Source organism: Mycobacterium sp. OTB74, from assembly GCF_029892685.1.
GTDB lineage: Bacteria > Actinomycetota > Actinomycetes > Mycobacteriales > Mycobacteriaceae > Mycobacterium.
On the sequence record NZ_JARXVD010000001.1, the window covers coordinates 180,213 to 192,314 of the forward strand.

Genomic DNA, 12,102 nt, shown 5'->3' on the forward strand with positions numbered 1-12,102 from the left:
GCGGATGCCCAGTTCGCTCTCGTTGCGGATCCGGGGCCTGATAGCCGCTGTACTGCTGGGTGTTACGGGCGTAGTGCTGTATCAGATGGGCACCGGGGGCTACGACGAGACGTTCAAGCTGACCGTGGTGGCCGAGACGCTCGGTGAAGGCCTGACGCCGGGCGCAGAGGTGAAGTTCCGTGGCCTGACCATCGGATCGGTGAAGACGCTGCAGTCGATCGGATACAACAAGCAGAAAATCACGGTCGAACTCGAGCCGCGCCAAGCCAAAGCGCTCGCGGCCGACACGACGGCAAAGTTCATGTCGTCCAATACGTTTGGCCTCGCCGCTGTCGAACTGGACAGCAGCGGCACCGGCGCGCGGTTGAGTCCGAACCAGACGCTGATGGTGGACACCAGTGTGCCGCCGGCCACCATCACCGGACTGCTGCGGCAGGGCCAGAAGTTCGGCCGGATCATGGACACGCCCGATCTCGACCACATCATCGAGGTGGTGCGCAAGCACTCCGACCTGACCGAGCCGGTGACCCGCTCGTACTTTGATTTGGTCAAGATGCTCACCGACTCCCAGAAAGTGCCCTTCTCGCAGTCGCTTTCGGTGTTCGCCTCGGTGGTCAACGGGGTCAGCGACGCTGTCCCGCTGATCGGGTTGGCCTACGACCTGCTGAACGGAATGGAATTTCTGGCGCACCCCGATGGCGTTGAGCGCATGAACGTGATCATGGACCAGACCGCAAAGCTGCTCTTCAACGCCGACCAGATCTTCGCCAAGAACATGACGTGGCTGGTCCCCACGATGGCCTCGATCGTGAGCGTGTTGTTGCCGGCCTCGTACTCGCTGGGCAGTCTGGCGCCGGCCTATGATCGGCTATCCGGTCTGCTGGACCGCACCAGCGCAGCGTTTCCGGTCGTGGACGGCAAAACCCGCTTGCAGGTTGAGGTCACCCTGGACGCCATGCCAGGGTTGGCGGCGGCCTTGCCTAGTCCGCCAGCGCCCCCGGCTCCGCCGGCGCCCGCGGCATCGGCACCGCCAGCGCAGGGGAGCGGCCGATGAGAAGCGTTACCAAATCGGTGATTTGGCTGACCATCTTCACCGCCGTCGCGGTTGTCTGCACGCTCGTGGTGCTGACCGCCTTGCGTAGTCCGGTCACCGGGGCCGTCGCCCGTTACACCGCGGCGTTCACCGATGTGTCGGGGCTCTACGTCGGTGACGACGTTCGCATTTCCGGGGTTCAGGTCGGCAAGGTGGAAACGATCCGACTCGACGGGCGGATCGCCAAGGTCGATTTCAGCGCACAGGCTGATCACCGTGTGTTCGCCAATACCGTTGCCGCAGTGCGCTATCAAACGCTGATCGGCCAGCGCTACCTGGAACTCGTCCAACCCGCCAACCCGGGCAACCAACTGTCGCCGGGCGGCACCATTCCGCTGGGGCAGACCATTCCGTCGTTCGATGTGGCCAAGCTGTTCAACGGGTTTCGGCCGATGTTCCAAACTCTCGACCCTGCCCAGTTCAACCTGTTGGGCGAGAATCTGCTGCGACTGATTCAAGGCGATGAAAACGGTATCGGTCCGTTTCTGCATGACCTTGACGTGATTTCCAAGCTGGCGGTGAACCGCCAGGCGGTCATCACCGTCATGATCCGCAACCTCAGTTCCATCTCCCAGGACCTGGGCGGCAAGTCACATCAACTGTTTCAGCTCATCTCCCAACTCAATGACGTGCTGACGAAATTCGGATCAAAGGCCGAGGAGTTCCGTACCGCGCTGGACGGCGGGCTGCCCGTGCTGCGCAGCACCACCCACGTCCTGGAATATGCCGAGCGCACGTTCGACGGGACGACGGTTCCGCTGTACGACCTGGTCAGCCGCATGTGGCCGCAGACCCCGACCATCATCGCGGGCCTGTCGCTCGCACCGTCGTTGATCCAGGGAATCCGGGACTGGCTGGTCGACGAAAAGCCCGCCGCACCAAGCTTTTCCTGCTCGCACGGCGAAGTCACTCTGCCAGGGATCGGGCAGGTGTCCTTCGCGCAACAGAACCTGGTGGTGTGCAAGTGACGGAATTGGGCAACCGGCTGACCACGCTGAGAAAGAGTCTTGGGTTGGACAAGATGCTGGGCGGACGGCGCGGTCTGCCCGATGAGCGTACGGTCGCGATCCGCAGTCGCCGGAACGGCGTCATCGGCGTCGTCGTCATTCTCGCGTCACTGGCCACCACCGCCATGGCCTACCTCAACCCGACGGGTCAGGCCGGCTACACCGCGCATCTGCTCAATTCTTCCGGTGTGCGGGCCGGCGATCAGATTCGTATCGCCGGTATCCCGGTCGGGAAGGTTACCAGTGTTCGTCTCGCCGGCGACGTTGTCGAGATGAAATTCGACGTTGAGAATTCGGTCCTGCTCGGTTCGGAATCCACCCTCGACGTCAAGCTGCTGACCCCGCTGGGTGGCCATTACATTGCCCTCGACCCGCTGGGGGCTATGCCGCTGGGGCGCAAGGTGATTCCGCCGGAACATGTCACATTGCCGTTCGAGGTCAACGACATCATCCAGGCGGCTACCCCGCTGATCAAAGAGGTCGACGGCCAAGTCATCCACGACACCTTCACCGAAGTGGCCAACGCGGCCAACAAGTATCCGGACGCCATCCGCAACCTGCTCCAGTCGGCCAATGCGCTGACCGAATCAATGAGCAAGTCCACCACTGACTTTCATCAAAGCCTTGACTTCGTCAACAACGGCCTGCGGGCCGCGGTCGCCGGACGCAAAGAGCTCATCACGTTCTTCCAGCAGTTCGACATCCTCGGCAAGATGTACGTCTCGAAGTCAGTCGACATCATCGAGTTCTTCAGTCTGCTCAGTAAATTGGCTCGCATCATGGACCGCCTCGTAATCTTCTACGGTCGGGAGATCGCACCGGCCGCCGAGGCCAGGGACGACATCAGCGACGCGCTCGCGGCCCACCCCGAGGACTGGGGCAAGGCCCTCGACGGCTTGGGGCAGGCTCTCAACATCGTGGGGCCGATGCTCAGTGGAAACGGGGTCGTCTTCGACGAACACAACCGACTCGTCCCAGGACAGGACCTGTGTCTGCCGAACATCATGAGGAACTGCTAGATGGCCGGGAAGTCGAGTGTCGGTTCGCGGCTGCGTTCCCCTTGGGGCATGACGGCGGTGGTGGCCGTGGTCGCGGTGGTCGTGGCGGCGGTAGTTACGGGCGCCCAGTTCGTCTCGCCCAAAATTAGTAATACCCGGGCGTTGTGCGCCGAATTCACCGACGCGGTAGGGCTGTATCCCGGAAACAAGGTGGCACTGTTAGGCATCGAAGTCGGTTCGATGAATGCGATTGTCAACAAGACCGACCACGTCGAGGTCGACTTCACCGTGCCCGCCGACCTCGATCTGCCGGCCGATGTCGGTGCGGTCACCTACTCGCAATCCATCGTCACCGACCGCCATATCGAACTGACCAAGCCCTATACAGGGGGCCCGAAGTTCACCGGTCCGGGGTGCATCAAGCTCCAGTCCACCAAGACCCCGATCAGTGTCAGTGAAACCTTCTCTGCCATAGGCAAACTCGCCGACACCATCATGGCGCCCAAACCTGGTCAAGACCCGTCGCAGGCACCGGGCGTACAAGCCATCAACGACAGCTTGCTGGCGGCCAGCCGATCTTTGGACGGTAGCGGCGCCGGCCTCAACCAGACGATGCGCAGTCTGGTCACAATGCTCGCCGATCCCTACAAGGCTGACGCGGACTACCGGCAGTTGTTCGAAAACAGCGAGATCCTCACCTCAGACTTTCTGAAGAACTGGGCCAGCTTCGCCGCGGTGATCCAGACGCTGCCGACCACCACCCAATTGATCGAGGGCCTGTCGGACAACCTGGGCGCGACCCTGAGCCACATGTCGCACCTGCTTCCGATCGTGGTTGAGGCAATGAACCGGTGGGGGCCGAGGATTTATGAGAAATTCGACCGGCGGATCGCCGGGCTGCGGGACGGGCTGAACCGCCATACCCCGGCCATCCTCGCCATGATCAATTCGTGGCCTCAGTTCAGCCACTGGATATCCGATATCTACGAGCCGTCGTGGGGCACCCACAACGTCACCTATATCCCACCGCAAGTGGCGATTTCACCGTCGCAGGCCGGCGCCATCTGCCAAGGGCTGCAGCGCCGCAATGTCCCCGGTGCCGCCGCGGCGTGCGCGTCTGGCAACGCGTCGGATCCGGTCACCCTGGGTTTGACCGATCTCATCCTGGGGGGCGCGCTGTCATGACCCGACGATCAATCCGGGCCGCCCGCGCCCTGCTGACCCTCCTGTTCGCGGTGGCAATCTGCATCACCACGGGCTGTTCGCTGGACCCGACACGGCTGCCGGTGCCGGGCGCCTACGCCGCAAATCACCCGTACCGCATCAAGATTCAGTTCTCCAGCGTGCTCAACCTGCCCGCCCGGGCCAAAGTGGACTCCGGCGGGGTGCAGATCGGTGTGCTCGATCACGTCCAGCTCGAGGGCACGACGGCGGTCGCCCACGTCGACATTGCCGGCGACACCCCGCTTCCCGGCAACACCCGTGCTGAGCTCCGCCAGGCCACCCCACTCGGCGACGTCTACATCGCGCTGCTTCCGCCGGGGGATCGCGGCACGGCGATGCTGCGCGACGGCGACACCATCCCATTGCGCAACACCGCCCCGGCTGACAATGTCGAAGACGTCTTGCGCTCGGTGTCGAACCTGGTGGCCGGCGGCGCGATCGGCACTCTGCAAAATACCGTGGTCAGCGTCAACAAGGCGTTCCCGAAAGACCCTGCCGAGCTGACCCGGATGCAGCACACCGTCGCCGGCGTACTCAATGACCTTGCGGCCAACCAGGACACCATCGACGGCTTGCTGTCCGGCATGAAGAACATCACCACCAACTTGGCGGCCAATACCACAGTGTTCAACCGGCTGGTCACCGAAGGCCCGCCCAAGCTCGCCGGGTTGTCTGCGGTCACCCTGGCCATCCTCAACGTGGTCGGTGCCTCTAAAGACGTCGGTAATCTCGGCGGTCAGGTCATCAATCCGATCGCCGGCGATTTGATGCAAATCCTCTCCTACATCACGCCGATGGTCGGAACACTGGCAACCGCTGACACCACCGTGCCGGTGATCGCCGATAAGTTCGTCGCCCTCCTGCGCTACAAGCTCCTCGGATTCTTCCGCGATGGTGGGCCGAAATACATAGTCTCCGAACTTCATCCACCGACCGGACGTGAGGGCGTCGATCCTGCCGACAAGGCCGATCAGGCGGTCAGTGCGATGCAGACCATGGGAATGGTGCCATGAAATTCAGTGCTCGCACTACGCTGGTCATCCTGGCTGTGATGACGGTGTTGGGCGCCATCTACATGTCGTTCGGCGTGCTTGATGTCGCCCCGACCAAGCAGATCACCCGACTTACCCTGATGTTGAACACCTCCGGCGGCCTGATGCCCACATCGGAGGTGACGATGCGCGGCATCAAGGTCGGCCGGGTGTCCGACATCCAGACCACCGCAACGGGACTGGCGGTCTCGATCGACCTCGACCGCGATCACCCGGTACCTGCCGACAGTGCGATCGGCGTCGAGAACCTTTCCGCAGCCGGCGAACAATACATCGACTTTCGGCCGAAACTGATTGCGCCGCCCTATTTTTCCGACGGTGCAGTGATCCCTGCCGAGCGGATCGCACCGATAGTTACCGCCAGTGACCTTCTCACCAAGGCTAATATCTTGTTCCGGGCCCTCGACCTCGACCACATACACGTCCTGCTCACCAACATGTCCGCGGCGTTCGCCGGCAATGACGACACCATCGACTCCCTGGCGACCACTGCCGGCTTGACCGCCAAGGTGATTCACGACGACAAGCAATTGCTGACCACCCTGTTCGGCAATGTCTCGACGTTCACCACCAAGCTGGGCGAACTCAACGCCGGCGAAATAATCAGCGAGACCGGCAAATTACTACCGCGTTCGGTGCCCGCGTTCTTGCAGCTGATCCACGAAATCGAGAACCTTTCGCACAGCGGCATGGGGGTACTGGGGCCCGACGACCCGGCCGGGGTACTGGTCACCAAACTGGGCGAATACCTCGACATGCTGTCCGGCCCAATGAGCACCTTCGCCACCGTCCTGCAGCCTGCGTTGGCGCCACTGCGCCCCATCAAGGTCGACGCCGGGCACTGGATCGACTTCTGGCAATCGACCTTCAACGACACGGGCGGCCTACGCGTCCAACTCAATGTGCCCGAATGGCATCAGTGAACCGAACGAAGTAACAGCAAGGAAAGAATTGATATGACCGACACCATCGTCATTGACGACGAAAAAGTGGACGACACTGTGGTTGAGGCGGCGGACAACGCTGTCGAGACAGACAAGGCCGAGAAGGTCGACACATCCGATGCACCGCCCAGCCGCTCACTCATGCAGCGTTTCCGTTCGGCCAGTCCCTGGCTATGGGCGACAGTGGTTTTGGCGGTGGCGCTGATCGGCGGTGGCGTCTTCGGCTTCATGAAATACCACCAGGTGACCGGCCAACTCGCGGAGATGCGTCGCGCCCAAACTGATCGCGACGCTGCGGCGCAGATCGCCAAGGAGTACGCGCTGAAGTCACTGACCTACAGCTTCGAAGACCCTGACGCGTTCTTCCGTTCGGTCGAAGACGGTGTGTCGCAGCAACTCAAAGACAAATATGTCAACGCCGGCGAGCTGCTCAAAGCCGTGATGCTCGATGCGCAGGTCACCTCAACCGGTGAGGTGCTGGCCACCGACCCGGTCGCAGTCCCTGACGGCAGCTATCAGGTTGTTGTGTCGGCGCATCAGACCACTCGCAACCTGCAGAACCCGACGCCCAAGGTGTCGATCATCCTGCTGCAGGTCACCGTGAACAGGGCAGGCAATGGCTGGCAGGTGACTGACATCGGCCCCAAGACCGGCGATCACCCACCCGTCGAGCAGCAGCTCCCGGCGCCTCAGCTCCCGCACGCTCCTGCCGCACCTGCACCGAAACGGTAGGCGCGCCAACGTGAACCGGTTGTCGCGGGTGGTCGCCATGATGGCGATGGCGCTGGCGGGCACCGGTTGTCCGCCGTGCCCCACCGCGGCCGCTGACACAGCTCTGCCGCCGTGCCCGCAGACCGGTGCGGTGATCACCCCGCACGCCACAGCGCCGCAAGTGGACTGCCACTTACATTCCGGCACACTCGATTTCGAGGTGCGGTACTGGAGCGTGCCGGAGTTGCCCCGGCCTCGGGCGGTGAAGGTTACCGTGAGAGACCCGTCGGGTGAGGTGGTGCAAACGATCGATGAGTTACTGGAGCCCTCGGCCCCGGGGGGCGTCGGACTGCAGGACATCGACGGTGACGGCCGCGACGAGCTGATCATCCCGATCTCACAGAACGTATTGAACGGCAGCCCGAACAACCGCTTCTCGGTATGGCGCGCTCCGGGCGACCGCCTCCATTACGAACGCACTCAAATGGTCGGGCAGGCCGTATATCCCAGTGGCGATGGCTATTTGGTGACCAACAGCGGTGCGCTGGACAGCCGAGACCTCACGTTCTATCTGCCGACCGGAGCCGGCTACACGCTGGTCGTGGTGCTGACCATCGAAGCCGAGGACGTGGACCCGAACACTCACCGGGTGTTGACCGTCAATTGCCGCGCCCACCAGGAAGACGGCCTCCATGCGGTCGACATGAGCATCCGCCAGGCCGAGGACACCTTCTGCGCGTCACCGGCCGCCAACGCTATTTGGCCTGATGCCCAACGTATTTCGGTTCGGCGCTGGGGTCCAGGCGCTTAGCGGTTCAAGCCAACCTAGTGCTCGTCGTAGTGACCCTCGTGCGCTGCGTGACGACAACCATCGTGGATGTAGTCGACGTGGTCACCGTGAGGCACCGCGACATGGCCACAGCCTTCGCCATGGGTATGGTCATGGTTCTCGTGGGTGGTGTGCCCACTGGCTTCGCACTCGTCGAAATGTCCGCCGTGGGCCTTGTGAAGGTGCCCGTCATGGACGTAGTCCACGTGGTCACCATGTGGGACCGCAACGTGTCCACAGCCTTCACCATGGACGTGTTGGTGGTCAGCGTGTTCGGTGTGGGTAACGGTCATCTCGCTTCCGGCTTCCCTCGCTCGCGCAGGAGCCCGGCCAGGCACCTGCCTGATGAAACCGACACTAGCCACCTGCAAAGGCATGTGCAGTGAATTCGTAGGGGAACAGAAGTAAACAAGCGGTGCGTTATTGTGGTGAACGGCTGGCGGGCCGGCATTCGTTCCGCCCGTCCGATAGCGGTCGTCCGATGGATCCCGACCGACATCGGATTGAACCAACCGCACCCCGGCCTCGTGACACCTTCATCACTCGCCACGACAAGGGGGCGCCATGTCGATGTCCGTATGCCTACGAGTCAACGCAGTGGCCGCTTCGGTTGCCGTCGCCGCGGCGACCGGCCTCGCGACCGTGCCCGTATCGCAGATCGCCGCACCGGCGACCGTGGAGCGGGAAATCCGTTTGGCGGCGATGGTTCCGCCGGGCGGTCTGATCACCAGCTTCCTGCGCAACCAGACCGTTTACTGTTCGATCATCTGCCCGCTGTTGGTGCAAACCGCCACCACGGCTGTCGACACTGCAATACAGGCGCCGCAGGTGTTCTTGACCGCGTTGCCGACCGACGGCCTGCTCAAGGCGATCGGTGTGGCCGCCGCATCGGTGACCGGCCCAACCGATACCGCCGCGGAGACGGCGATAGCAGCCGACGCTGCGATACCTGCGCAGCGCGCATTGAACGCATTTGAGGTCGGCGTGATCGGACTGCTCAACATCATTCCGGCCGCAGCCGGCGGGCCGACGGCGATCTTGGCTGCTATCCAGCAGGCGCGGCAGGATACATTCGATGCGCTGAACGCCCCGTTTGTGCCCAACCCCACCCCGACCGTCATGCCGCACGGCGTGTTTCAGGTTGCCGTCATCCAGGCCATCAATGTTGTTGCCGCCGTGATCTTCCCGGCATTCAATGACGTACTTGCCGGCGTGTTCCAGGTGCCGAACGCGATGGCACAGACGTTGGCGGCGACAGGCGATCCGATCGCCGCACTGGCCGCCGGGGCTACGACCGCCGTCAAAGTGGTGATCGCAGTCGGCACCGTCATCGCGAACGCGATCACCACCGCGATCAACAATGTCCGTGCCGCAGCGCAAGCTGCGCCTGTCGTGACCCCGGCCGTGCTGACGACGACGACGCCGACGTCGGCAGTCAAGACTCAGATACAGCCCCAGGCGACAGTGTTGGCACCGGTGACGACCCACCCGACCTCGTCGTCGACTTTGTCGCACCGAGGCGGGCAATTCTTCGTGGTACCAAAGCCGGTGGTGGTACCGAAGTCGGCGCTGGCGACGACGCCCGTATCAAACCCGGGGCCGAAGCCGACGACGACCGTCACCCCGAGCTTCAACGTGACGCGGAGCTTCAACGTGACACCGAGCGTCAACGGGCACGGTCAGCTAAACGTCCGTGGCTCCCACGACGGCTTGCCATCCCGCCCAGCCTTGCGTGCCAAGCGATGATTGGCCCCACGCAACAGCCGCAGTTGGAGCACCGACTCCGCCCAGAACGCTCGGCCGGGCGCTGAAGTCCACGTCGAATGGAACAGTTTCTTCGTAGCTGCCAGCGCATCCGGCGACCGCTCCTTGAGCTGAGCGGCCAATTCCATAGCGGCGGCAAGGGGATCGGTCGCCACCGAGGTCACCAAGTGGTAACCCAACGCGTCAGACCCGGAGAACACCTCGGCGGTCATCGTCAGTTTCTTCAGCACGTCCATTGGCACCAGTTCGCGCAACGTCACCGATCCGGTCATGTCCGGGATCAGGCCCCAACGGGCTTCCATGATCGACAACTTGCAGTCGGATGTGGCGATTCGGAAGTCGGCGGCCAGGGCCAACTGCAACCCGCCGCCGTAGCAGTGCCCGTGCAATACCGCTATCACCGGAACAGGCATGCAGCGCCAGGCCCAGCAGGCCTTCTGGAACAGGTTGGTCGAGCCGGGCAGCTTGCTGAAATTGCGGACAGCAGAAAACCCAGACATTTTGGCCCCCGCGAAGTCGAGCCCGGTGCAGAAGGCCGCGCCGTCACCGCGCAGGATGACCACCCGCACGGACCTGTCGCGAGCGATCCGAGCGGGCACCGACGCCAGTGCTTCCAACATCGGCAGGTCCAGACTGTTCATCTTGTCCGACCGGTTCAACGTCGCGTAAGCGATGCCGTCCCGAACCTCGACGGTGATCCGCTGCTGAGACATGGCGCCAGAATAACGCCGCGTGGGTAGGGCCAATCCTGGGTTCCCAGATGTGAACTCGCTATGTGAACACGTCAAACACCGCACGTTGAGGAGGCGCCAGGCATACGCTCCAGCATCAGTCCCAACATTCGATCCTGGCAACGGGACGGGCCAGGTCATTTGCGTTTGCGACAATGCATTCCGTTTTGTGAATAACGTGACGCCAAACGGAATGGCTGCGTTACTGTGCTCCACGTGACAGGGGAGGCGCACGCGACGATGGCCGATCGCCACCGTGCCAGGCGTGCTGAGCTGGTGCGGGAAGAAGTGATCGACGCGGCCCTGGCCGAGTTCGCAATCCGGGGCTATCACCAGACCTCGATCAGCCATATCGCCAAGCGGCTCGGCGCGGGTCATTCGATGTTCTACCGGTACTTCGCCAACAAGCGCGACATCATCGAGCAGGCCGTGTGCCGCGTCAACGGCCGCTTGCTTACTGCTATCGGCGAAGCCAAGCCGGGCAGCCTGTCCTCGATCGCAGAATTCCGCGAGTACGTGTTGGCTGTCGGCATGGCCTACACCGACGTGCTCGCCGAAGAGCCGCGGCTGCTGCAGTTGATCGTGGTCGAGGCTGCAGGCGTCGACCAACAGATGACCGAGGAATTTCACCGCATGTTCGATGGCGGAGTGCGGGCACTGTCGGCGATGCTGCGTGACGGTATCGACCATGCTTACCTCCGTTCTGACATCGACGTTCACGGCACCGCCGAATCGATCGTGGCGATTCCATTCGGGATCGCACTGCGCCACGGGCAGAAGCCTGAGCGGGAGAGCTTGGTGACGCAGACACGAGCAACCACGGACCTGGTGGTTCGTGGCATCGCCGCCGAATGGCTGCCCGAGGACTCAAGCGGACCGACGCGATGACGGACAACGTCCAGTCCGGGGGAACGGCCGGTCGCGATTCCATCGGTGAGGCCATCGACTGGGTTCGGCGGTACCTGCAGAACCACCCGATCGCCTCACTGAACACCGCCGGTGGTCAGATCGTGCTCGGACTGCGCGCGTTGCAGTACCTGTTCCTCGACATTGTCAAGGGCCGCTTCAACTTTCGTGAATTCTTGGACCAGGCTGCATTCATGGCCGGAACTGCTTTTGCCCCAACGGTTTTGGTGACCATCCCAATCAGCGTGACGTTGTCCATCCAGTTCGCGTTGTTGGCCGGGCAGATAGGTGCGGCATCGCTATCGGGTGCGGCCACCGGTCTGGTGGTGATCCGTCAGGGCGCCCCACTGGTGGCGTCATTGCTATTGGCCACCGCGGTCGGCTCGGCGGTCTGTGCCGACCTCGGTTCGCGCACCATGCGCGAGGAGATCCAGGCCATGGAGGTCATGGGCGTGTCCCCGATTCAGCGGCTGGTCGTTCCGCGGCTGGCCGCACTGGTGCTCATCGGAGTGCTACTGACCGGCGTCACCAGCTTCGTCGGCTATCTGGCGAGCTATATGTTCAATGTTTATCTGCAGAACGGAACCCCTGGATCCTTCATCGCGACGTTCTCGTCTTTCAGCACCGTCGGCGACCTGCTGCTGGCGCTGGTCAAAGCGGTCGTCTTCGGTGTGATCGTGGCGGTGATCAGCTGCCACAAAGGTCTGGACACCCGCGGCGGCCCGGCCGGTGTGGCCAACTCGGTCAATGCTGCGGTGGTGGAGTCGGTGTTGTTGATGATGATCGTCAACGTCGTCATGAGCCAGCTGTACGTCGTGGTGTTCCCGAAGCAGACGATCTGAT

At 62.8% G+C, this 12,102-nt stretch carries 13 protein-coding genes; 11 read left to right on the forward strand and 2 right to left on the reverse strand.

Annotation, left to right across the window (positions count from 1 at the left end; genetic code table 11):
- Nucleotides 1–4 precede the first annotated feature (4 nt).
- From M2432_RS00885 to M2432_RS00920, 8 genes are read left to right on the forward strand one after another with little or no spacing between them, the layout of a single operon-like run.
- Nucleotides 5–1,054 carry an MlaD family protein gene (locus M2432_RS00885; protein WP_280824846.1) on the forward strand — a complete coding sequence of 350 codons (1,050 nt, stop codon included), beginning with the start codon at nucleotides 5–7 and terminating at the stop codon, nucleotides 1,052–1,054.
- The gene (locus M2432_RS00890) at nucleotides 1,051–2,061 is read left to right on the forward strand and encodes an MCE family protein (protein ID WP_280824847.1); all 1,011 of its coding nucleotides are present in this window, start codon (nucleotides 1,051–1,053) and stop codon (nucleotides 2,059–2,061) included. Before M2432_RS00885 ends, M2432_RS00890 begins: the two co-directional genes overlap by 4 nt.
- Nucleotides 2,058–3,119: an MlaD family protein gene (locus M2432_RS00895; protein ID WP_280824848.1), complete on the forward strand. Its 1,062-nt coding sequence runs from the start codon at nucleotides 2,058–2,060 to the stop codon at nucleotides 3,117–3,119. Before M2432_RS00890 ends, M2432_RS00895 begins: the two co-directional genes overlap by 4 nt.
- Nucleotides 3,120–4,283, forward strand: coding sequence for an MlaD family protein (locus tag M2432_RS00900; protein WP_280824849.1), 1,164 nt, complete (start codon nucleotides 3,120–3,122; stop codon nucleotides 4,281–4,283). It abuts the gene before it with no gap.
- Complete coding sequence (locus M2432_RS00905) at nucleotides 4,280–5,335, forward strand: MlaD family protein (RefSeq protein ID WP_280824850.1); 1,056 nt, start codon at nucleotides 4,280–4,282, stop codon at nucleotides 5,333–5,335. Before M2432_RS00900 ends, M2432_RS00905 begins: the two co-directional genes overlap by 4 nt.
- Nucleotides 5,332–6,297, forward strand: a complete 966-nt coding sequence (locus M2432_RS00910; RefSeq protein WP_280824851.1) for an MlaD family protein — start codon at nucleotides 5,332–5,334, stop codon at nucleotides 6,295–6,297. The genes M2432_RS00905 and M2432_RS00910 overlap by 4 nt, the downstream gene beginning before the upstream one ends.
- 33 nt (nucleotides 6,298–6,330) lie before the next feature.
- A complete protein-coding gene (locus M2432_RS00915) occupies nucleotides 6,331–7,050 on the forward strand; it encodes a hypothetical protein (protein ID WP_280824852.1) in 720 nt (239 codons plus the stop codon).
- Nucleotides 7,051–7,087: 37 nt separating this feature from the next.
- Nucleotides 7,088–7,840 carry a hypothetical protein gene (locus M2432_RS00920; protein WP_348536288.1) on the forward strand — a complete coding sequence of 251 codons (753 nt, stop codon included), beginning with the start codon at nucleotides 7,088–7,090 and terminating at the stop codon, nucleotides 7,838–7,840.
- Nucleotides 7,841–7,854: 14 nt separating this feature from the next.
- Here the strand turns inward: M2432_RS00920 and M2432_RS00925 are convergent, their stop codons facing one another.
- Nucleotides 7,855–8,151, reverse strand: a complete 297-nt coding sequence (locus tag M2432_RS00925) for a hypothetical protein (protein WP_280824854.1) — start codon at nucleotides 8,149–8,151, stop codon at nucleotides 7,855–7,857.
- A 271-nt stretch (nucleotides 8,152–8,422) separates the two neighbouring features.
- Between M2432_RS00925 and M2432_RS00930 the strand changes: the two genes are divergently transcribed.
- Nucleotides 8,423–9,604, forward strand: coding sequence for a hypothetical protein (locus M2432_RS00930; protein WP_280824855.1), 1,182 nt, complete (start codon nucleotides 8,423–8,425; stop codon nucleotides 9,602–9,604).
- On the opposite strand, the gene M2432_RS00935 is transcribed toward M2432_RS00930, so the two are convergent.
- A complete protein-coding gene (locus tag M2432_RS00935) occupies nucleotides 9,538–10,335 on the reverse strand; it encodes a crotonase/enoyl-CoA hydratase family protein (protein ID WP_280824856.1) in 798 nt (265 codons plus the stop codon). The two genes, M2432_RS00930 and M2432_RS00935, sit on opposite strands and share 67 nt — an antisense overlap.
- 258 nt (nucleotides 10,336–10,593) lie before the next feature.
- On the opposite strand from M2432_RS00935, the gene M2432_RS00940 reads away from it, so the two are divergent.
- Entirely contained in the window at nucleotides 10,594–11,241 is a 648-nt protein-coding gene (locus M2432_RS00940) for a TetR/AcrR family transcriptional regulator (protein ID WP_348536289.1), read from the forward strand.
- Nucleotides 11,238–12,101, forward strand: coding sequence for an ABC transporter permease (locus M2432_RS00945; protein ID WP_280824858.1), 864 nt, complete (start codon nucleotides 11,238–11,240; stop codon nucleotides 12,099–12,101). The genes M2432_RS00940 and M2432_RS00945 overlap by 4 nt, the downstream gene beginning before the upstream one ends.
- Nucleotide 12,102: the final 1 nt, after the last annotated feature.

Bases quoted from the DNA above. Each gene is read 5' to 3' on its own strand.
- M2432_RS00900 (WP_280824849.1), top strand. From the start codon at position 3,120: ATGGCCGGGAAGTCGAGTGTCGGTTCGCGGCTGCGTTCCCCTTGGGGC.
- M2432_RS00930 (WP_280824855.1), top strand. From the start codon at position 8,423: ATGTCGATGTCCGTATGCCTACGAGTCAACGCAGTGGCCGCTTCGGTT.
- M2432_RS00915 (WP_280824852.1), top strand. From the start codon at position 6,331: ATGACCGACACCATCGTCATTGACGACGAAAAAGTGGACGACACTGTG.
- M2432_RS00935 (WP_280824856.1), bottom strand. From the start codon at position 10,335: ATGTCTCAGCAGCGGATCACCGTCGAGGTTCGGGACGGCATCGCTTAC.
- M2432_RS00920 (WP_348536288.1), top strand. From the start codon at position 7,088: ATGATGGCGATGGCGCTGGCGGGCACCGGTTGTCCGCCGTGCCCCACC.
- M2432_RS00910 (WP_280824851.1), top strand. From the start codon at position 5,332: ATGAAATTCAGTGCTCGCACTACGCTGGTCATCCTGGCTGTGATGACG.
- M2432_RS00925 (WP_280824854.1), bottom strand. From the start codon at position 8,151: ATGACCGTTACCCACACCGAACACGCTGACCACCAACACGTCCATGGT.
- M2432_RS00890 (WP_280824847.1), top strand. From the start codon at position 1,051: ATGAGAAGCGTTACCAAATCGGTGATTTGGCTGACCATCTTCACCGCC.
- M2432_RS00940 (WP_348536289.1), top strand. From the start codon at position 10,594: ATGGCCGATCGCCACCGTGCCAGGCGTGCTGAGCTGGTGCGGGAAGAA.
- M2432_RS00945 (WP_280824858.1), top strand. From the start codon at position 11,238: ATGACGGACAACGTCCAGTCCGGGGGAACGGCCGGTCGCGATTCCATC.
- M2432_RS00885 (WP_280824846.1), top strand. From the start codon at position 5: ATGCCCAGTTCGCTCTCGTTGCGGATCCGGGGCCTGATAGCCGCTGTA.
- M2432_RS00905 (WP_280824850.1), top strand. From the start codon at position 4,280: ATGACCCGACGATCAATCCGGGCCGCCCGCGCCCTGCTGACCCTCCTG.